Below are 20,560 nucleotides of genomic sequence, written 5' to 3' on the forward strand. Positions count from 1 at the left end.
TTGAAGTTATTCTCCTATAGCGAGGTAAAATATGTCCCCCGCATCCATAATAGTGAGCGAAGCGAACATCAGTGGTGCCCGCAGGGTGCTAAGCGGTAGCCTATTCACAAAACAGGCGGCGGGTTCTAATCCCTCGCCTCGTTGCAGTGGTGGGTTGAAACTGCTTAAGCAGTTTCTTCCGATGCTTAAAAATCTCTCCAGCACTTAAGCAACTATGGATGGTTCTATCGCAAGACAATGAAAAAATATTAAACCTTCATGGGTTGATTTTAAAAAAAAACCCGCTTGTTTGCAAGCGGGGAGAAAAAGATTGGGATTGTATGTAATAGCCTTGCAGCATATTACCTGATTAAAATTGAGACTTTTGCTTTTATGCCTACCTGTACCCGTTTGCTTCCCAAAACCTTTTTTATAGGGAGAACCAGAACGAATCCCGCTTTTTTCCTTCTTGAACAAGAAGGTCGTGTCCCGGAAAAGAACACGACCATTTAAACCTATATAAAATAAGCTCTCGTCGTCTCCTTTCCACAATACGGGGAGGCATAGCTGTTTCCAATCTATACCCATCGGCCCGGGAACCATAGTTTTAAACCTTAGGTTCAAAGGCTTGGAAACAAATATTCAGTTAAAACAATAAAACAGATGTATGTGAATTAGAGCACACAACATCTGTCTGCATTTCGAACAGTTGATACTTACTCCTTTTCACAATACGGGAAGGCGTAACCGTTTCCAGTTTACACCTACAGGCTTGGTGAATCATAGCTGCGCCTTAGACTCCCCAGCTCGGAGATATATATTCTTTTAAGGTAGTTTATCATAGCTCAAGTTTGAAAGCAATAGCCTTCACAAGGGAAATATTATTTTTTCAAGCAAAATTTGATAATCTGTATTTCAAATTGTAGCCAAGCACTGGTTTCCGGACTAATTTTTAACGAGTTTGCTTCATCTTTTTCTATCCTTATTGAGATCATATTTTAAAGAACATCCCGGTGTAAGGCCGGAGTCTCAGACCGCCTGCTCGTCGATATTCCCGCCGCTAAACTGGCTCTTGTAGAGATCTGCATAGAAGCCGCCCTGAGCCAGGAGTTCGTTATGAGTACCTTTTTCAATAACACTGCCGTTATCCATGACCAGTATCAGGTCAGCATCGCGAATGGTGGATAACCTGTGGGCGATAACGAAGCTGGTTCGCTTTTTCATCAGGGCAATCATGGCCTTTTGGATATAAACCTCGGTTCTGCTATCAACACTGCTGGTAGCTTCATCCAGGATGAGTATGGCCGGGTCGGCCAGTATCGCCCGGGCAATAGTCAATAGCTGTTTTTGGCCCTGCGAGATATTGGAGGCCTCTTCATTGAGTATGGTGTTGTAACCTTCGGGCAGGGTTCTGATAAAATGGTCGGCATGGGCGGTTTTGGCTGCCCGGATAATTTCAGCTTCGCTGGCACCCTCACGGCCATAGGCGATATTATCCCGTATGCTGCCGTTAAAAAGCCAGGTATCCTGCAGTACCATCCCGAAAATGCTGCGTAATGCTGTCCGTTTTATATCCCTGATATCAACCCCATCGACCGTGATTTTTCCGCCGTCTATTTCATAAAAACGCATCAACAGGTTTACCAGGGTGGTTTTACCCGCTCCGGTCGGCCCTACAACAGCGACGGTCTGCCCCGCCTTGACTTCAATGCTCAAGTCCTCGATCAGAGGAACATTTTCCTGATATCTAAACTTAACGTTTTGCAGATTTACATTCCCCCGGGGGAAGGCGATAAGCTGAGCATCATCACTATCCGCGACTTCTTCAGTCTCGTCCAGGATTTCGAAAACTCTCTCCGCCGAGGCAATAGTAGACTGAATGATGTTAACTATATTGGCGGTCTGTACTATGGGCTGGGTAAACTGCCGGGAGTATTGGATGAATGCCTGAACATCACCGATAGTAATAGTCCGGTTGATTACAAAGATACCCCCCACGACAGTGACCAGCACATAGCCGATATTGTTGATCAGGCTCAAAAGCGGAACAATAATGCCGGACATAAACTGGGCCTTCCAGCCGACTTCATACAGCTCCTCATTAATTTGCTTAAACCTGGCGATGGATTCTTCTTCCCGTCCAAAGGCTTTTATTATTTGATGCCCGGTGTACATCTCCTCGACATGGCCGTTAAGTTCCCCCAGAACTTTTTGTTGCCCGGCGAAAAATTTCTGCGAACGGGAGGCTACTGCTTTGGTTACCAGAGCAGAAAGGGGCAGGACCGCCAGGAATATAAGCGTAAGCCAGGGGCTTATAGCCAGCATCATAATGAGAATACCCAGCAGGGTTACTACAGCTGTAATAAGCTGAGTAAGACTCTGCTGCAGGGTAGTGGCAATATTATCAATGTCGTTGCTGACCCGGCTCAAGATATCACCGTGAGTACGGGAATCAAAAAATTTCAAAGGCAACCGGGAGAGCTTCAGGTTGACATCCCGCCGCATATCGTAGACGGTTTGCTGAGCGACGCCAGCCATAATGTATTGCTGGATATACATGAAAATTGCACTGATAATATATAGCCCGGCCAGGATAAACAATATGTTTAATATATAATTAAAATCTACTGTTGCTTCCGGCACGTGTTTTAGTTTCATCATAAGGCCTTCAAATAATTTGGTTGTGGCCTTGCCCATAATTTTAGGACTGGCAATGCTGAAAACAGTGCTCAGGACGGCAAAGAGAAGCACGACCAGCAGCCGGAAGCGGCGCGGTTTTAAATAGCCCAGCAGCCTTTTGAAGCTGCCTTTAAAATCTTTAGCCTTTTCTGCCGGTCTTCCCATCGGACCCAGCGGGCCTCCGCGAGGACCACCACCATGAGCACCCATGGGTGATGTTTGCGTTTTACGTTCTGTACTCATGCCAATTCCTCCTCGGAAAGCTGGGAATAGACTATCTCACGGTATACGTCACAGGAATTCAGTAGTTCTTTATGGGTGCCCATGCCCACTATCCGGCCATCCTCCAGAACAATAATCTGGCCGGCGTCCATAAGCGTAGTAACCCGCTGAGCAATAACAATCACCGTGGCATCAGCCGTCTCTTTTTTAAGTGCCAACCGCAGCCTGGCATCGGTTTTGAAATCCAGGGCGGAAAAACTATCATCAAAAATGTATATTTCCGGCCTTCTGACCAGAGCACGGGCAATGGACAGGCGTTGTTTCTGTCCCCCCGATACATTGCTTCCCCCCTGTTCAATCACGGCATCAAAGCCGCCCGGCATGCCGGAGATAAACTCTATGGCCTGGGATATTTCTGCCGCCCGCCGGACTTCTTCATCACTGGCATCTTGCTTGCCGTAGCGGATGTTATCACTGATGCTGCCGGAAAAAAGAACCGATTTTTGAGGAACCAGGGCTATTTTGGCCCGCAGGCTTTTTTGCGACATTTCCCTGACATCCACTCCGTCAACCAAAACGCTGCCCTCGTCAACGTCATAGAAACGCGGGATAAGGTTTATCAAAGATGTTTTGCCGGAACCGGTGCCGCCGATGAGAGCAGTTGTTTCACCAGGCCGGGCAGTAAAGGAAATATTACTGATAGCCGGCTTTTCTGCGCCCGGAAAACTGAAGCTGACATTTTTAAACTCCAGAATACCCTGGGCCTTATCAGCGCTAAGCGTCTCTTCCGGGTCCTTGATTTGCGGATTCGTTTCCAGCACTTCATTGATTCTTATGGCGGAAGCTGAGGCGCGGGGTAGCATAATAAACATCATAGCCACCATGACCAGTGACATCATAATCTGCATGGCATATTGAATAAAAGCCATTAACGACCCCACCTGCATATCACCATTATTAATGCGGATGCTGCCAAACCAGATAATGGCGATAATAGTAAAGTTCATAACCAGCATCATGGAGGGCATTAAAGAAGCCATCAATTTGTTGACCCGGATAGCATTCTGACAGAGATCGTAGTTGGCCTCGGCAAAGCGCTGCTGTTCCCGCTCGATACGGTTAAAAGCGCGAATTACTCTGATGCCGGTAAGATTCTCGCGCAGGACCAGGTTGATTTTATCCAGTTTGATTTGCATCAGTTTAAAGAGGGGCATGGCTTTACTGATGATAATGGCGATAAGGGCAATAATTACCGGAATAACAACAACAATACATAAAGACAGCGGCCTGTCTTTGGAAACAGCCATGATAATACCGCCAATACACATCATCGGGGCACTGACCATCATGCGCAATATCATGAAGGTTACGGTCTGTATTTGGTTGATGTCATTGGTAGTACGGGTAATCAATGTAGCTGTACCGATTTCATTAAACTCCTGCAATGAGAAGTCTTCAACCCGGGAAAAAACTTTACTGCGCAGTATTCTGCCAAATCCAACCGAGGTTCGGGCGGATAAAAAGCTGGCCGTAATCGCGCAGACCGTACCCAGCGCAGTAATGAGCAGCATCAGCCCCCCGATTTTCATGATATAGCCGGTATCACCGTTGACTATACCGATATCAACGATATCTGACATCAGGGTGGGCAGATACAATTCCGCCAGGGTTTGTAAAAATACCAGCAAGAGAATCGCCAGTATCGAAACTGTAAATGGTTTAATGAACCGATATAGCTTAATCATTGCTTATTGTCTCCTCTTGCCTTCACAGCCGTTTTCCTCTGTACGGACTTTATCCAATGCTTCAATTATCTCTCTTAAACCCTGAATCAGGTCTTCGGCCTTTTGCTCGGTAATATCGGCCACCAGGGCATTAATATTCTGCCGGATGTCTATTCTCAGCAGCTCCAGATGCGCACTGGCCGCTTCATTGAGATAGAGACGCAAAACCCGATGGTCGCTGCTGTCTGTTTTTTTCCGAACCCAGCCTTTCTGCTCAAGTTCCCGGATTATATTGGATATATGCGATTTGGCCATACCGGTTCGGCGAGCCAGTTCGCTGATAGTAATACCTGCTTCGCCTTTAAGCTGTTTGCATATAATCACGGCAGGAACAGAAATATCGTGTTCTGCCAGTACATTCTTTACATATTTGCCCACGCCCCGGTTTACTTCCCGCAGCAATTCAACCAGCAGTTCATGTTTCTCCGACAATTTGAACACCTCTGAATTTATTTTCTGGGTTGACCATGGGGACAAAATCGTTCTGTACAGAACAAATTATATGTTTCGCATTTTAAAGAAGCAATAGCAGATGTAGGAAAAAATGTTGATTTGGGTATAAATTCCGGAAGCTTTAGACGGGCTATTATCGGCAAGGTGTTTCTCTAGTTTTAGTTCACATTATGGTTTCCCTGGGGACGAAGAACTGCAGTTAACATGCCTTGATTGACTATGAGGAGAAAAAACGCTTAAGCTCCCGCCAAGCAAACCACTATCAGTAAGTATGCTTACCGAGGAGCAATTTAATGCGGAGGTTGAGAAAGGGCTGGCTGATGTGACCGCCGGAAGGGTCGTTTCTGTAAAAGAGTTGCGAACTCCAGCTTTCATACGTTTGACTCTTTTCTGGCTCAATAATATTCTGATGTCTTTTTTTCAGCTTCCGGCAATTCCTTCTGATATGTTGCTGCAAGAACTCTTAGATAAGGACGCAGGGCATGAACGATGGTGAAATAGAGCAAGTACCCCTGGTTACACCCGCCTGTTCGGCCAATCCGGTTAAGGAAAAAGTTCAACGGAACTGCGTGGAGGTTAATAAGCCTAAATGCTCAAGTGCTGCGATATTTCCACTCTTTCCTGGCTAGAGAAACGATCTTGAGGATCTCAATATCATTTTCCGCAATGATCTGATTTATCATCGGAAGATCGCCTTCATCCACGATCAAGGAAATACCGCAGCTCTTACTGGCCTCTCGCGGAGTTGGAGAAATTCTGGCTTTGATGTCTCGCCCGTCAAGTTCTTTCTTAAGACGCAACCCCACATGATGATTGGGGAATAATACATACCAATCATAGTTGCCACTATCCAGCTTAAAAACCTACTTCCTCAGCATCTCCAGAAAAGCTTCTACTCTGGTCCGGAGCTGTTCAAAATCCTGCTCGCTGTAATCCGTCTCAATGTGCATTATGGGTAGATTGCGCTCGGTCATAAGCTGTTTGATCAGGTAACTCTCAGTAGAGTAAAGGTTGCAGAACTGCAGATTGGTATCAATTATGCCATCCACCTTGTATTCGTCGGCCAGGCGGATTATATCGTCTATCCTGGCGGAATTCGGCGTGAAACAAGCACAATTAGTCTTCATATATCTTTCGGCCAGTGCCCGAATCTGCCCATCCAAAGTAGTTGCTGTCTCATCAACCAGGTTTTCGAAATAGCGGGTGCCGGTACATGATTCTTCGACTACGACTGCCGCACCAAGACTCTCTACAATATGATGCAGCTTCCAATTGGGTATGGCCATTGGCGTCCCGCTTATCATGATGCGCAGGGTGTTAGCCGGGAAAACACCGGTTCCGTTATTAATCCGTTGCTCCAGTTCATCAGCCAGGTTATTGGCCATCTGCGCCGCCCGCGCGGGATCATCGTAGAAGTTGATCTGGGTAAGCAGGAGAGCGTCTTTACCGCTGATAGGCACCGGTGAGGCTTTTCGGGCATTGTAAACCCGCTGCAAAGCCCTGCGCTTGTTGTTTATCAGTTTAATGGCCTCTCCCAGAGATTCGGCGGTAATCTTCTTGCCGGTGACCTTTTCTACCACTCCGACGAAATCCCTTATTTCAGCTTCAAAGGCAGCAACATCCCGGTCTCGTTTCATCTGCGGGATATCGATGATGTGCATAGGTACTTCACCAGCCAGTATCTCCCAGGCTTTCTTCTTGCCATCGCAGGTATTCTCAGCCACGTACATGTCGGGAATTAGAAAGAAGGGACAGGTTTTATCCAGTCTCGCTCCTACGGAAGCTTTAATGAGCGGACAGGTATTGGCCGGCAGAACTTTTTCTCCGCCGGATACCCAGAACTGTGATCCCCCGCAAAGCCCTGCTGCAATTCCGCCGGCGGCAAAGACCACCTCATCTGGGACATATACGCAGAAGGTTCCGAACACCTTCCCGCCCTCTTTTTGATGTTGAAGCATCTCTGCCGGTCTGACCCCGTGAATCTCGGATACCACAAAATCGTAGAAGTCCATGCCCTTGGGACGATCTTGCTGGGTGAGGTAAACCCCTCCAAAAGCCTCAGGTAAAACCTCGCACAGAACGTCATGTTTCTCCAGGTCCATACCCAGATTGGCCCACATTTGCTTGTAATCAGCCATTTACAATTCCTCCTCTTCTATACCGCATATTACTTTCCGAAAACAACTTAGTTGCCGTGGTAATCTTCAATCCCGTCTAAGAGTTTCCAATGCCAATAAAGCTGCGCCAAGAGCACCAGTGTACTGACAAGCTCCGGGTACAATAATTTTAGTTCCGATCTCTTCCTCCAGCGCACGCCTGACTCCCGGGTTGATTGCCACCCCACCGGTGAAAGCTACCTGTTCCTTTATCCCCATACGCCGGACCATAGCCGCTACTCTTTTTCCCACCGATTGGTGCAGCCCGGCGATAATCCCGCCTTTGGGATTACCCCGAGCCAGCGATCCGATTATTTCCGATTCAGCAAATACCGTACACATACTGCTTATTGTTTGCATTTGTCGAGGATCCTCAGCATCCCCCAGTTCACTGACATCCAGCCCCAGGGCGGTGGCCATAACCTGTAGGAAGCGTCCGGTTCCCGCAGCACATTTGTCATTCATGGCAAAATCCAACACCTGGCCCTTTTCCCCGGTGCTGATCACCTTACTGTCCTGGCCGCCGATATCGATGATGGTGCGGACCTCAGGATAGAGTTCAGCGACCCCCCGGGCATGGCACTTGATCTCCGTGACAGTTTTATCTGCATGCTCAAAAGCTACCCGGCCATAACCTGTGACATATATCCGTTCTACCTGATCTCGCTCTAATCCCGATGCATCAAGGAGTTGGTCGATTAACGCCTGTCCTGCCTCACGGGGGCTCCATCCGCTAGGAATCATGGCTCGGTGATGGCTGCCATTGCTGATAATATAACCTTTAGCAGCCACCGAACCTATATCGATGCCTATTACTATCATTTCTCTACCATCTCCAGCATTGCTTCTATGCGAACCTTGAGACTCTCCAAATCTGAATTGGAGTAGTCACTTTCCAGGTGTAGGTATGGAAGCCCCTTGGACTTCACCAATTTGCCTACTTCAAAAGCTTCAATGTTATAGGTATGGCAAGCCTGCCAGGTTAGATCGATGACCGCATCCACCCGGAATTCATTGATCATGTTCTCTATTAACTTCAGCCGGTAGGGATTAGGGCTCATGCAGGAACAGGGTATAGCCATATATTTTTCTGCCAGAGCCACAATAGGGTCCGCGCTATTAGTATCGGTCTGCAGTTCCAGGGTCTTGTAACCGGAACAGTTCTCCATGGCAACGATATAAGCTCCCAGTTCTTCGGTCAGGCGGATAACTTTTTCAGTACCCAGACCCACCGGGCAGCCGGTCAACAGCACCCGTGGTGCCTTTACTCGCCGGTCCTCAGGTTGATTGGCAACCTCCCGGACCACTAAATTCAGGTTTTCGATCATCTCTCCTTTATCGCTGCTGAAGCTGCGGGACCAGGCAACAGTGAGCATCTCCATTCCGCTTAGAGGCGGCGGATCGGCTCGGTTAAGATCGAACATGGCTTTAATTGCCTGCTTTTCCTGGTTGATAACCTCTACGGCCCTCCATATATCTTGGTCACTTATGGTAACCTGCAATTCTTTTTCCAGGCGTTTTTTCAGACACCGTAGTTCTTCCACCCACAGCTCAAATGATGCCTTAGTGTTATTAACGTGGGGAAGCTGCATAACATGTACCGGTTTCAGAACCTGCATAATTTCGAACATCTTCTTTTTACCATCGCAGGTGGTTTCGCCAACGATTAAGTCGGAAAAATGAAAGAATGGGCAAGTATCAGTGGCCGCAAATCCGTAAGAGGATTTTACTAAAGGGCAGAGATTGCGCGGCAAAGTTTCCTCCGCAGCAGCTATAGGGTTCTCACTCATCCCGCAAAGCCCCACTGGAATTGCTCCTGCCGCCAAAATTAGTTCCTGGGGGCAATAAGTGCAATAAATGCCTACCACTTTGGCACCGTTCTCCTTGGCCTCTTTTATTCGCATTAGGTTCACTTCTCTGGCACTGGCGAATCCTTGTATATATTTGTCTAACATAAAACAAAATTCTCCCTTCCATAAACACAGTCTGCGGTGCCGTACAGTTGTTTGAAGTCTCTCTTCATAGCCTCAGCTCTGCTGTCGGGAGCCCAATCTTTTACCAAATGGACACACAACGATACATAGCCCCACAAACACCTCTCTCAATTAAGCCATAATTCACTCTTTCCAACATAATCGGAGAAATGCATAATAACTATTAGTAATATATTATATCCTACACTGTTATAATGTTGTAATTTTAACCTTAAACGTTTTTTTCGTCAATGCCAATCACCTCATACCCGATTCGGTGGTTTATCTAGCATTATATTTTTTGTATGGGAAGGAGATTATGTCTGTGTTGATACGGGAAAAACCGATAAGATTTCACGAATTATGAGTAGGATAGGAACCAATTACGTATTGTGGTACAACCGTAAATATGCTAGAAGTGGCCGTGTATTCAGGGGGATATGGAAGTGAATGTATAGAAGATGATATACAGCATGGGTACGGTTCTTTTGCCTCTGTCTGTTTATCATGAAAGATTGTCAATTCAACGTTTCCCTTACGACAATGCATGCCAGATGAGGATAAATTCGGACAACATTTATCCTTAAAAATAACGAATTGACGGTTTTAACTTCGGGTTGACATAACCACAACAGTTACAAGTTTTAGTATTTCTCGCCTCATTGGCTTTTTCTATCTGATTGCTTTTAATTCAGCTTTGTACTTCAAGTGGCTAATGAGTTTTGCTACGGGTAGTTGATTTTGCACAAACGGTTAATTTTCTTGTCAGCTTTAATAGAACCAGTATCAGCTAGAGTAGATTTCCTCGACCAGTTGCCAACATAGTAGGTATCATAACCCATTTCAACGAGTTCTTTAGTAATACGGTGGTGAAAAAAAGAGCGGAATTGTTAAAGGAGCGGTTAAAAGAATGTACAATCTGCCCGCACAACTGCAAGGCAAAGCGTTTTGTGATCGCCCTTCCTGCCAAACGTATATAACGCTGTTTCACTACAAATACTGTCTATTGGAACGCTATCAAAACGCAATAAACTTTGCTTCGACTTGATAAAGCAAGTCAGTTATGCTACAATAAGTGCGAACATATTAAAGGAGTGAAAACTATGGGTAAGAACACATCCAATGTCAGTTTCCGAATTGATACCGACATTAAAAACCAAGCGGATAGGCTTTTCGCGCGGCTTGGGCTGAATATGACCACAGCCTTTAACATCTTTCTGCGCCAGTCGATAAGGGAAGGTTGCATTCCCTTTAACATTACCCTCAACACACCCAACGCCGTAACGGTTGCCGCCCTGCTTGAAGCGGAGCGCATCGGCAGTGACCCGACTGTCAAGTGTTATTCGGATGTTGAGGAAGCGTTGCGGGAGTTGAAGTTATGAGCCGCAAGATTGTCTGGACGACACAGTTCAAGAAGGATTATAAACTCGCAGAAAAACGCGGGTTGGACATTGCTCTGCTGGACGATTGCATCCGCATACTTGCAGCAGGGGAAGAATTGTCTACCAAATTCCGCGCGACCATAATCTTACCGGCAGATGGAGCGGTTATCGCGAGTGCCATATCCAACCCGACTGGCTTCTGATTTATCGTATTGAGGGAAATGATGTAATTCTTGTTCTTACCCGCACAGGCAGCCACAGCGATTTATTCTAACCGTGTCCCCTTGATTTTTTGGTGGAGACGAGGGGATTCGAACCCCTGACCCCCTCGTTGCGAACGAGGTGCTCTCCCAGCTGAGCCACGCCCCCACGCCGACCATTATATCACAAAAAAAATTATTGCAGCTATAGTTTCGTTGGAATTAATTAAAAGATATCAAGCATGAAAGCGCCAAATTAGCCCGGGCAGGGAAGTTTCTGTATCCCTACCCGGGCTAATTTCATTCAGGGATTATGGGAAATCGCCTTTACTATTTCATCAAGTTTCTTCCAGGTAGAGATCCAGCACCTGGTTCAGGCCATGCCATGAGCTGTCTACAATCTTGTATTCAATACGGTCAATCTTTATACGGCTTCCAATCAGCTCGTAGTTGCTGTTCTTATAAGTCAGGCGAGAGGGATCCACGATAAGGATTTGGTTGAAATCCACCCAGGTATAATTTACATATATGGTGACATTGTTGGCTCCTTCCTGGAGCTTACGGCTGCCTTTGAAGAAGACAAACTTCTGGGGCTGGCTGGCCAGGTAACCAGTGCTGGTTTTACCCGTTTCTATTACGGTAGCCTGCATGCTGGCGTCATAGTCGATACGGTCAATATCATAGACTTTGTTATCAAAGCGTACCTTGAAGCTGGAATCGAGATCATATTGCCGGCCTTTTATGCGCAGGATATTGCGCTTTACGGTAATTATCTCATTAAGCTCATAGACGCCTCCGTCCCAGAGTATTCTGACATCGTCCGGGTTGTGGTACTCATTGTTTATAATTACCCACTCGTGAGTACTGCCGGCATCGCAATAAAATATGAATCTACTATTGTTTATATCGATGTGATTTATCTTGTATTGAGTGCCGTCAATAATCATTATGACATTGGCTGAGGGGTAGTTCGTGCTGTTAACGGTAAAATTACCTTTGGCATCCAGCTTAACCTGGGACATGGTATAGCGTTTCCCGTCAATAATGAAGTCTATTCGGTTGCTGGATTGCAGGTTGAGGGTTGATGTACCGGTAAAGATGGCCAGAATATCACTCATGGAAAGACCTTCAAAAACCACCGGATCGGTTTTATTGAGCTGGGGTGAAGTATCGCTGTCTCCCATGATAACGCGCTTGATATCGTAAAAATCCTTATCCAATTGGATGGTAATCTTATCCTGGCTCAAGTTATAGTTTTTCTCCCCCAGTTTCACCGTATATTCATCAACTATCTCCAGGTCGGAAAGATAGCGTTCACTGTTTACCGAATTTATATAGAGCTTGATATAATCCGAATTGTAGGTGTAGGTGCCGGGGCTGATCCGGTTGAATTTGCGGCAACCGGGGTAGGCTACCAGTTTATTGCCGCTAAGCGAATATCTTCTAATAGCATAACGGTTGTTGTCGATGATAAGATCCGGATTATCGCTGGTTGACTCCAGCTCCAGCTTCTGGTTTCCATTGATTAAAACTGAAGATCCAGCAGCAACAATAGAGGAGATTCTAAGATCGGTGAAATTAATCTTGATATAAATGGGAGTAGTTTGCGGGTTGAACAAGCGTTCTCCCAGAGCCAGGGTGTTTATATTACCGGTGACGGAACTGGACGGGGGAGTGACTGGAGTAGAAATGCCCCGCGCAGTTAGGAATTTGGACATTACAGTACAGACCTGGGCCCGGGTCATATTGCGAAATGGCTCAAAGTTGCCGTTGGGAAAACCCGATATAAGCCCCAGGTCATAAGCGGTTTTTATATAACCGCGGTAATCGCTTTTTTCCACTGCAGCCCGATCATTAAAGGGCAGAGTGCCATTATCTGCCGTTTTACCCAGAGCCCGGACCAGCATGGCTGCTGCCTGGCTGCGTTTGATGCTTTCATCCGGGCGCAAACCGTCAGGATCTTCGGCGGGGATAAGTATCCCCCGCTTGACGGCCTCGTTTATACGCCCCAGGGCCCAGTGTTTACCGGTATCTTTGTAGTTCACAGTGGTTTTATCACTGGCTTCGACCCCCAGGCAGAGGGTTAATACCGTAATAAACTCAGCTTTGCTCATATCCCGGTCCGGTTTAAAAGTACCGTCCGGATAGCCAGAAAGATAATTCAAGCTGGATAACTGCTGGATATAATCTTTGGCCCAGTGACTGCTGCTATCCGGAAAACTTGTAGCGGCGGACAGGGGCAGCCCGGAAAATATAAAGCTGTTAAAAATAAGGGATAGAAATAACAGGCCTGCCCAGAACTTTCTTTGCATGATGATCCTCCTTTTGCACTTAAAAATTTGCCTCTTTGACGGTCACAAACCATGTCATAGAAAATCTGCATTTATCCGATGACTAACTCGCTCTAAGACTCCCGCCTCTATAGGCGGGAGTAAGAGCGACTAAGTCTCTGGATAAGAGCGACTAAGCTTCAGGTGGAGTTAAAACTCCACCTGAAGCAAGTCTTACTTTATATATCTATTTGCTAAAAACATGGTTTTTCCTTCCTGAAAAGAGAAATAACTTGGTATTCTAAGAGGATGGAGGGGAGGAAAAGCTGTGCTATAATAATGATATTTACGCTATTTAGTGGTTTAAAGAAGATTAAGCTTATGAAAAAGATATGGTTGAAGCGATTAAAAACTTAAGAAAAAGCTGCCTTATATTAGTGAGGGGGAAAGGGGTGCTTGATAAATGGATTACTATAGTTATGCTCAGGCTCTGAAGTATTTTTTAGAACTGTATCGGCGACCGGTGGCGGTTCGTTTTCTTAGCGATGAAGAGGAAGTTCCGCCTGATTACCGCTCCGATCTGGATCTTAGTTTTTGCCAGTTTGTTATGCTGGCCCAGAGAGGGGACAAGCTCCTGGCTACTGCTGATAACCTGGCCTGTGCCAATGGTGCTGCTGCTCTGGGCTTAAGGCCTCTGCCGGAAAAAATAAGAAGTGGGGAAATGCATAGTCGGCTGAATCTATTCGCCTCCCCCGAATTGGCGAGCCAGGTCTCCGCTCTTACCCCCCGAATTCCCCTGGGAGCTTATCCCCGGATATTGCTGGCAGCACTGGATGAGGCGGATTTTGAGCCCCAGGTGGTTATCCTGCAGGGTAAGCCCGCGACTTTAATGTGGGTACTGATAGCCGACAACTATCATAAAGGAAGCCGCTACTCTTTCACTACTGCTGTTTCACAGGGAGTTTGCGTAGATACCACGGTTATACCCTTTTTAGAGGGAAACATCAACTTGAGCCTCAGTTGTTTTGGTGGACGCGGCTCTACCGACCAGAAGGAAGAAGAAGTTTTGCTGGGAGTACCTTTTAAAGATTTGGAAGAGATAGTTGAAGTACTTCCTGAGCTTAAAAATACTATTATGAAACGCAGCATCGAAAAAACTGCTTACAAGCGTTTGCAGGCCAAGTTAGAGAATTAGAACTACCTCCCCATGGCCAGAGGGCACAACCACCGATGAAAATAGAAGTGAGTTTAATAAGATTAAGCGCTAATCATAAAAATCTGCGCCCCTCTGCGTCTAAATAATCTATTTTCTTGATGATAAGTGCCTATAATTCTTATTTAAAAGGACAACAAGAAAATAAATAAACAAGGAGCTGAATCATTGTCTAAAAGAAATACTTGGGAAAAAGCGATACTGGTTGCTGTAAAAACCGGGACCGCAAAAGAAGCGGAGTTTAACTCCTCTATGCAGGAACTGGCCGGATTGGCTGAGGCCGCCGGAGCGAAAGTGGTGGCTACTCTAACCCAGGCTCGCGACAAGCCCCATGCTGCCACTTATATCGGCAAAGGTAAACTACAGGAACTTGAGCATCTGCTAGCTGAAAAGGAGCCTGAGCTCTTGATCTTTGATAGTGAGCTTTCTCCTACCCAGCTTAGAAAGCTGGAGGATAAACTACAGATAAAAATAGTTGATAGAACTCTTCTGATTCTGGATATCTTTGGCCAGCGAGCCAGAAGCCGGGAAGGTCTTTTACAGGTAGAACTGGCCAGCCTGGAATACCGCTTGCCACGGCTTACAGGTATAGGAAAAGAATTGAGCCGGCTGGGGGCGGGAATAGGGACCAGGGGTGCCGGAGAGCAGAAACTGGAATTGGATCGGCGGCATATTAGAAACCGTATTCAGGAAATAAAACGGCAGATGGAAAAGTTGGAAAAGACCCGGGAATTGCATAAAAAACAGCGGCGCCGGGCCGGATACCCGGTTATATCCCTGGTGGGCTATACCAATGCCGGGAAGTCCTCCTTGTTCAATGCTCTTTGCCAGGTGGCCCATAGCAGTGGGCAGCCCCAGGTTGAAGCTAACCGCCGCCTTTTTCAAACCCTGGATACCACTACCCGGAAAATTAAGTTGGATTCCCACTATGAAGTTCTCATTACGGACACGGTTGGCTTTATTCAGAACTTGCCTCATCATTTGGTGGCAGCTTTTCGCTCTACCCTGGAGGAAGCGGTGGCAGCTGATCTGCTTTTACATGTAGTAGATTTAGCTGATCCTGCTTATCTGGATAAGATCAAGGTAGTGGAAGGGGTGCTGGAAGAACTCGGAGCCGAAAAAGAAAGAATCATGCCGGTATTCAACAAAGTTGACCTCTTGGAAGGAATAAGTCCCATCCAAGCTCCTCCCAACTATGTATCGGCCCGCACTGGCCAGGGGATAGAGGAGCTGCTTGGCCAAATCAAAAACCGGCTGGAAGCTATATCTTAAATTCTTTCCCGACAATAGCGGATTGCTTCTTGGCATTTCATCTTAAAAAATCCTATTTTTCGTAATAATTTTAAATTCCGATTAATTGTGCTGAAAGAAGCCGGGCCATAAAAGCATAGACAATAGAAGGTGGCGGCGTTAAAATGAGTGAGTAAAATTTTGTTGATAAGTGCTAAAAAGAAGCGGAGGCAGTCCGAATGCGAATAAAAGATGTTTTTAGGAAGAAGATAGTCTTATTTGGTCTAATATTTTTGGCTGCTTTTGGACTGGGGAAAATTATCGGGGATCAGTTTACCGAACAATCAGTACAGACTAGAATCAGCGGCGGCAAGCAGGTTAATATTCTCCTTATGGGTATTGATGCTCGTTCCAATGAGGTAAATTCTCGCAGTGATACCATGATTCTGGCCAGCATAGACGGCAAGAATAAGAAAGTGGCCCTGGTTTGGATTCCTCGGGATACCAGGGTGGAGGTTTCCCCTAAGCGTTATGATAAGATAAATAGTGTAAATTATATTAAGGGACCCGAGGCGGCCTGTAAGGTAGTAAGCGATTTACTGGGAATCCCGGTTAATTACTATGTGGTAAGTAATTTTAATGGTTTTGCCAGGATTATTGATATCCTGGGAGGGGTGGACATTAATGTGGAGCATGATATGTACCATTGGGATCCCGACCCCAAGCTGCAGATAAATCTTTCCCAGGGACAGCAGCGCCTGGATGGGCAGCAGGCCCTGAGTTTTGTCCGTTTTCGTGGGGTTCCCACTGCAGATATTGGCCGTACGGGTTTGCAGCAGACCTTTGTCAAGGCTCTGGCGGAGGAAGTACTACAGGGTAGTACCATCCTTAAACTTCCCCGTCTGTTGCCGGAGATAGCGAAAAATGTTAAAACCAATCTACCAGCAGATGACATGATTTACCTGGCGAAGACCGCTCGGGATTTCAAGACCGAAGATATGATTACCCAGACCTTGCCCGGTTACTCTTATACCGACCCGGCCAGCGGGGCCAGCTACTGGCAGGCTGATGAAAAGATAGCCAATGGCTTAGTTGCCGCCCTTTTTGCCGGCAAGACCTTTGAGGTGGCCCAAGCCAGGCCCGCCTGGGTTAAACAGAAGCCGGCCCCATCATCAAGCCCCGGAGATTCGGTTGAAGCCAGCGAGCTCGAAGCAGGGCAGGAGGAACAAGCTGTGGAAACAGAAGAAGATTTATCTTCCCCTGAAGGTTATTTAGAGCCGGTTATCCCAGGGGAAAAGGAAAATATCAGCGGGGAAGAACATTCCCCACTTGCACCAGGGCCGGTCGAGGGGTCAAATTCACCGGAAAATAGTGGAGGAAGCGGGACGACCCCGGCTCCTGTACCGCCGGATGAGGGACAGAAACAGCCGGATACTACCCAGTCCGATCCCTTGCTGTAGCTTCCACCAGCCTACACGAGGTGAAATATATTCCCCGCTTCTTTAAGCGGCCCGGATTCCTAAGAAAACAGGCGTTATACCATATATGGGTTTCAGAAAAAAGAAAAACCCTCCTGGAAAGGAGGGTTGATTCAATGTTTTGTCACACAATTATAATCCATAAAGATTTAGGGAGAACCTACTTATCTGTAGCTTCTCCCTGCATAATTCATAGTCATAAAACATAATCTCACTAATAAAATAGGCTTAATTCAGAATTTTAGCCTTAAATCTTAAACCATAATACCCTAATACTTAATACCAATACTATTATATGTGGTTTGCTAGATTTTAGTCAAGATAATTTCGAATAAAATTTTTCACAACTTCACTTGATTCATTTAGTTTTATAGCAGAAGTTGGGTGTTCTGGCGTACTTGGATTCTCGACAGTATACTTGGCAATGACATTATTTTCTATCATTTGACTTAATAAGGATTTGGCAGTATTTTGTGTAACAATATTATATTCCTCCAATTTCCTCATATAAAGAGAAGCTGCAACAAATCCGCCAGTCTTCGAGTGATGAAATTGCTGTAAATTATACAGGAATTTCAACAACGGAGAATAATCAATTAAATCATACCCTATTGAAGTTAATTCCTTTTCGATAATTGCGTGTCCTGTTAAATAAGGTAACAACTCTGAGGCAAAGTTTTTCTCAAGAGTAATAACAAATAGTCTCTTCCCTTTACTTCGCAATCTTTGCATTACTTCAACATAATCCGCATCGCCTGCTGCCAATACTAAAGTATCTAAATCGTCTTCGCTATAGAATAATTCAAGAGCATCTAAAGAAAGACATATATCCGTTCTATCTCTCCCACTAGCCTTGCGGGTAACCTGTTCAGCTCTAAAACCAGCGCTAGCAAATTGTCTGGCAATTCTTTCTAAACGACCATCATTCCAATCTGTATAAACCTTTCTTATTCTTATATCTCCTTGAGTAGCCCCATAATCATTAATTATTTGTGCCAAACGTTCATAAGGTGGTGGATTAAGGTAATTAAATTTTAATCCTAAATGAATATTAGCTAAGTCAACAAGAATTGCCACCCCCATTTAAACACCTCCCCTAAATAATCATAATCTCACCAAATTATAACATTATGTAGAAAACAATTCAAATATTCTAATTTAGTGTAATTAAAATGGTAAAAAACTAATTTGGAAGTTTTTTTATTATCCTGCCTACCTTAATATTTCATAAAAACCTACATCTTGCCGCTACCGTCGGCGATACGAAAAAGTATTTTCACGCTACCACTCCTTCTATTTTGCTCGTAACTATCCCTCCCTTCGCTCCGTTCAGGAAGGGGTCTTCCCGGCCCTATATCGAATACTACTGCAAAATAAGCTGGTAAATGGGGTATAATGCTAAAAGGCTTGAAAACTAAGAATAATACGAAGCCAGGAAGAAAAGGGGGAACAGAATGGAAGGCCAGAGCAAAAAACGGGAAGAAATCAGCCCGGAGTATAAATGGAAGCTGGAAGATATTTATGCGGACGAAAATAGCTGGGAAGAGGATTATAAAAAACTGGAAGAACAGATACCGGAACTGGAGAAGTATAGGGGAGTACTGGGTAGTTCTTCCGCCCGACTCTTGCAAGTATTGGAATTTTCCCATGAACTGGAACGCAAAGCGGAAAAGCTCTATGTTTATGCCCGTATGAGGCGGGATGAGGATAACGGCAATTCCCATTATCAGGCCCTCTTTGACCGGGTGCAGCGACTGAGTATAGAATTGGGCAGCGCCAGCTCCTATATTGTTCCGGAGATAATCAGCCTGGCACCGGAGAAAATACGGGCTTTTTTGGACGAGAACCAAGATCTGCAGTTGTATTCGCGTTTGCTGGATGAATTGATGCGGCAAAAAGAACATATACTCTCCCCGGAGGAAGAGCGCATATTGGCTATGAGTGCGGATTTGTCCCTGGCGGCCAAAAACATCTTTGGAATGCTCAATAATGCCGATATCAAGTTCCCGGTAATTCAAGATGAAGAAGGCAAAGCGGTGGAGCTTACCAAAGGGCGCTATGGCAGCTTTATGGAGAGTAATGAGCGCCGGGTGAGGAAAGAAGCCTTTACGGCTTTATACGGCTCTTATGGTAAAGTAAAGAATACCCTGGCTATGAGCCTTGCTTCCAATGTCAAAAATGATATTTTCTATTCCCGGGTGCGCAAGTATCCCTCAGCCCTGGAAGCTTCGCTGGATCAGGATAATATTTCTCCTGAGGTTTATGAGCGCCTGGTGGAAACGCTGCACAATAATATGGAACCCATGTATCGTTACCTGCGCTTGCGGAAAAAGGCCCTGGGCCTGGATGAACTGCATATGTACGACATCTATGCTCCGTTGGTTAAGGAGTTTAAAAGCAAGGTAAGCTATGAGAAGAGCCAGGAAATGGTGTTAAAGGCCCTGCAGCCCCTGGGAGATGAATACCTGGCAATTTTGCGGGGCGGGCTGAAGGGCGGCTGGATTGATGTTTATGAGAACGAGGGAAAGACCAGCGGGGCTTATTCCTGGGGTTGTTACGACTCCCATCCTTATGTTCTTATGAACTATGATGATAAACTGGATGATGTCTTCACCCTGGCTCATGAGATGGGTCATGCCCTGCACAGTTATTATTCCAATAAAAACCAGCCCTATGTTTACAGCCAGTATAGTATTTTCGTGGCGGAAGTGGCGTCTACGGTTAATGAACTGCTGCTTATTGATTATTTGCTGGCTCAAAGCCGTGAACCCCGGGAAAAGGCCTATCTTATCAATCACTACCTGGAACAGTTCCGGGGAACCGTATACCGCCAGACCATGTTTGCCGAGTTTGAGAAGAAGATTCATGAGCAGGTGGAACAGGGCCAGACCTTGACGGCAGAAGGTCTTTGTCATAACTATCGTGAATTAAACCGATTGTACTATGGCCCGGATACGCTATTGGATGAAGAAATAGATATGGAATGGGCTCGTATACCTCATTTCTATTCTGCCTTCTATGTTTATAAATATGCCACCGGTTTTTCCGCAGCGGTTGCTTTGAAGGAGCAGATATTGCACGAGGGTAAGCCGGCCGTTGATCGCTACCTGGAATTTCTCAAATCGGGCAGTTCTGATTATCCGCTTAATTTACTTAGAAAAGCTGGGGTTGATCTTACTACCCCGGAACCGGTAGAAAAAGCCTTGCATCTTTTTGCCCGTTTGGTGACGGAAATGGAAGCGGTGTTGAATGTTTGAGCATTGAGCCCAATAGCAAGCGTCAGGCCAAAAAGCCCTGGCGCTTTTTTGCTTAGTAAGGAAAGTGAGGGGTGAGGGGTAAGGTGTCAAAAGGACCGTCTACCGTCCGAAACCACTGAAAAAGTATCCTTTTTAAGCCGCCTGGGCGGCAACCCAATCACAATCTGGTCGGTTAACCACTAACGGAGATAATAACTTCAAAATGAGAACATGTAAACCCTTTAAGGCGGATACCAGCTTGGCTATCCGCTTTAAATTTACCGACAGGGCTGTTAGTTTGGCCT

14 protein-coding genes, 1 tRNA gene, 1 pseudogene and 2 riboswitches are annotated in these 20,560 nt (G+C 45.9%); of the genes and pseudogenes, 6 read left to right on the forward strand and 10 right to left on the reverse strand.

The window, feature by feature from the left end:
• Positions 1-502: 502 nt before the first annotated feature.
• Positions 503-625, reverse strand: a riboswitch (molybdenum cofactor riboswitch).
• A gap of 59 nt (positions 626-684) precedes the next feature.
• Positions 685-804, reverse strand: a riboswitch (molybdenum cofactor riboswitch).
• A gap of 204 nt (positions 805-1,008) precedes the next feature.
• From AWB54_RS07405 to AWB54_RS07440, 7 genes are all read right to left on the reverse strand, one after another.
• Positions 1,009-2,901 carry an ABC transporter ATP-binding protein gene (locus AWB54_RS07405; RefSeq protein ID WP_061213971.1) on the reverse strand — a complete coding sequence of 631 codons (1,893 nt, stop codon included), beginning with the start codon at positions 2,899-2,901 and terminating at the stop codon, positions 1,009-1,011.
• The gene (locus AWB54_RS07410; RefSeq protein ID WP_061213972.1) at positions 2,898-4,625 is read right to left on the reverse strand and encodes an ABC transporter ATP-binding protein; all 1,728 of its coding nucleotides are present in this window, start codon (positions 4,623-4,625) and stop codon (positions 2,898-2,900) included. The genes AWB54_RS07405 and AWB54_RS07410 overlap by 4 nt, the downstream gene beginning before the upstream one ends.
• A gap of 3 nt (positions 4,626-4,628) precedes the next feature.
• Positions 4,629-5,096 carry a MarR family winged helix-turn-helix transcriptional regulator gene (locus AWB54_RS07415; RefSeq protein ID WP_061213973.1) on the reverse strand — a complete coding sequence of 156 codons (468 nt, stop codon included), beginning with the start codon at positions 5,094-5,096 and terminating at the stop codon, positions 4,629-4,631.
• A 614-nt stretch (positions 5,097-5,710) separates the two neighbouring features.
• Positions 5,711-5,971, reverse strand: a complete 261-nt coding sequence (locus tag AWB54_RS07425) for a DUF3343 domain-containing protein (RefSeq protein ID WP_061213974.1) — start codon at positions 5,969-5,971, stop codon at positions 5,711-5,713.
• Between the two features lie 9 nt (positions 5,972-5,980).
• Positions 5,981-7,255: a double-cubane-cluster-containing anaerobic reductase gene (locus AWB54_RS07430; protein ID WP_061213975.1), complete on the reverse strand. Its 1,275-nt coding sequence runs from the start codon at positions 7,253-7,255 to the stop codon at positions 5,981-5,983.
• 66 nt (positions 7,256-7,321) lie between these two features.
• Positions 7,322-8,095 (reverse strand): acyl-CoA dehydratase activase, encoded by a 774-nt coding sequence (locus AWB54_RS07435; protein ID WP_061213976.1) that lies wholly within the window; start codon positions 8,093-8,095, stop codon positions 7,322-7,324.
• Positions 8,092-9,228: a double-cubane-cluster-containing anaerobic reductase gene (locus AWB54_RS07440; RefSeq protein ID WP_061213977.1), complete on the reverse strand. Its 1,137-nt coding sequence runs from the start codon at positions 9,226-9,228 to the stop codon at positions 8,092-8,094. The genes AWB54_RS07435 and AWB54_RS07440 overlap by 4 nt, the downstream gene beginning before the upstream one ends.
• 1,121 nt (positions 9,229-10,349) lie before the next feature.
• Between AWB54_RS07440 and AWB54_RS07445 the strand changes: the two genes are divergently transcribed.
• Both AWB54_RS07445 and AWB54_RS07450 read left to right on the forward strand, forming a co-directional pair.
• Positions 10,350-10,628 (forward strand): type II toxin-antitoxin system RelB/DinJ family antitoxin, encoded by a 279-nt coding sequence (locus AWB54_RS07445; RefSeq protein WP_061213978.1) that lies wholly within the window; start codon positions 10,350-10,352, stop codon positions 10,626-10,628.
• Positions 10,625-10,902 (forward strand): annotated as a pseudogene (locus tag AWB54_RS07450) (type II toxin-antitoxin system YafQ family toxin). The gene AWB54_RS07445 and the pseudogene AWB54_RS07450 overlap by 4 nt, the downstream one beginning before the upstream one ends.
• Before the next feature lie 19 nt (positions 10,903-10,921).
• Here AWB54_RS07450 and AWB54_RS07455 read toward each other — a convergent pair.
• Both AWB54_RS07455 and AWB54_RS07460 read right to left on the reverse strand, forming a co-directional pair.
• A tRNA-Ala gene (locus tag AWB54_RS07455) sits at positions 10,922-10,997 on the reverse strand.
• A 169-nt stretch (positions 10,998-11,166) separates the two neighbouring features.
• The gene (locus AWB54_RS07460; protein WP_061213979.1) at positions 11,167-13,140 is read right to left on the reverse strand and encodes an S-layer homology domain-containing protein; all 1,974 of its coding nucleotides are present in this window, start codon (positions 13,138-13,140) and stop codon (positions 11,167-11,169) included.
• Between the two features lie 421 nt (positions 13,141-13,561).
• On the opposite strand from AWB54_RS07460, the gene AWB54_RS07465 reads away from it, so the two are divergent.
• The 3 genes from AWB54_RS07465 (at position 13,562) to AWB54_RS07475 (ending at position 17,001) form a co-directional block, all read left to right on the forward strand.
• The gene (locus tag AWB54_RS07465; RefSeq protein ID WP_061213980.1) at positions 13,562-14,293 is read left to right on the forward strand and encodes a DUF169 domain-containing protein; all 732 of its coding nucleotides are present in this window, start codon (positions 13,562-13,564) and stop codon (positions 14,291-14,293) included.
• 186 nt (positions 14,294-14,479) lie between these two features.
• A complete protein-coding gene (hflX, locus tag AWB54_RS07470) occupies positions 14,480-15,583 on the forward strand; it encodes a GTPase HflX (RefSeq protein ID WP_061213981.1) in 1,104 nt (367 codons plus the stop codon).
• Positions 15,584-15,780: 197 nt separating this feature from the next.
• On the forward strand, positions 15,781-17,001 hold the full coding sequence (locus tag AWB54_RS07475) for an LCP family glycopolymer transferase (RefSeq protein WP_061213982.1): 1,221 nt from the start codon (positions 15,781-15,783) through the stop codon (positions 16,999-17,001).
• A gap of 330 nt (positions 17,002-17,331) precedes the next feature.
• On the opposite strand, the gene AWB54_RS07480 is transcribed toward AWB54_RS07475, so the two are convergent.
• Positions 17,332-18,102 carry an NYN domain-containing protein gene (locus tag AWB54_RS07480; RefSeq protein ID WP_061213983.1) on the reverse strand — a complete coding sequence of 257 codons (771 nt, stop codon included), beginning with the start codon at positions 18,100-18,102 and terminating at the stop codon, positions 17,332-17,334.
• Between the two features lie 371 nt (positions 18,103-18,473).
• Between AWB54_RS07480 and pepF the strand changes: the two genes are divergently transcribed.
• On the forward strand, positions 18,474-20,276 hold the full coding sequence (pepF, locus tag AWB54_RS07485) for an oligoendopeptidase F (RefSeq protein ID WP_061213984.1): 1,803 nt from the start codon (positions 18,474-18,476) through the stop codon (positions 20,274-20,276).
• Positions 20,277-20,560: the final 284 nt, after the last annotated feature.

The organism is Syntrophomonas wolfei subsp. methylbutyratica, assembly GCF_001570625.1.
Lineage (GTDB): Bacteria > Bacillota > Syntrophomonadia > Syntrophomonadales > Syntrophomonadaceae > Syntrophomonas > Syntrophomonas methylbutyratica.

What these genes read in the sequence shown, in the direction of transcription:
- AWB54_RS07405 (WP_061213971.1), bottom strand. Translation starts at nt 2,901, where the DNA reads ATGAGTACAGAACGTAAAACGCAAACATCACCCATGGGTGCTCATGGT.
- AWB54_RS07410 (WP_061213972.1), bottom strand. Translation starts at nt 4,625, where the DNA reads ATGATTAAGCTATATCGGTTCATTAAACCATTTACAGTTTCGATACTG.
- AWB54_RS07430 (WP_061213975.1), bottom strand. Translation starts at nt 7,255, where the DNA reads ATGGCTGATTACAAGCAAATGTGGGCCAATCTGGGTATGGACCTGGAG.
- AWB54_RS07435 (WP_061213976.1), bottom strand. Translation starts at nt 8,095, where the DNA reads ATGATAGTAATAGGCATCGATATAGGTTCGGTGGCTGCTAAAGGTTAT.
- AWB54_RS07440 (WP_061213977.1), bottom strand. Translation starts at nt 9,228, where the DNA reads ATGTTAGACAAATATATACAAGGATTCGCCAGTGCCAGAGAAGTGAAC.
- AWB54_RS07445 (WP_061213978.1), top strand. Translation starts at nt 10,350, where the DNA reads ATGGGTAAGAACACATCCAATGTCAGTTTCCGAATTGATACCGACATT.
- AWB54_RS07460 (WP_061213979.1), bottom strand. Translation starts at nt 13,140, where the DNA reads ATGCAAAGAAAGTTCTGGGCAGGCCTGTTATTTCTATCCCTTATTTTT.
- AWB54_RS07465 (WP_061213980.1), top strand. Translation starts at nt 13,562, where the DNA reads ATGGATTACTATAGTTATGCTCAGGCTCTGAAGTATTTTTTAGAACTG.
- AWB54_RS07475 (WP_061213982.1), top strand. Translation starts at nt 15,781, where the DNA reads ATGCGAATAAAAGATGTTTTTAGGAAGAAGATAGTCTTATTTGGTCTA.
- AWB54_RS07480 (WP_061213983.1), bottom strand. Translation starts at nt 18,102, where the DNA reads ATGGGGGTGGCAATTCTTGTTGACTTAGCTAATATTCATTTAGGATTA.
- pepF (WP_061213984.1), top strand. Translation starts at nt 18,474, where the DNA reads ATGGAAGGCCAGAGCAAAAAACGGGAAGAAATCAGCCCGGAGTATAAA.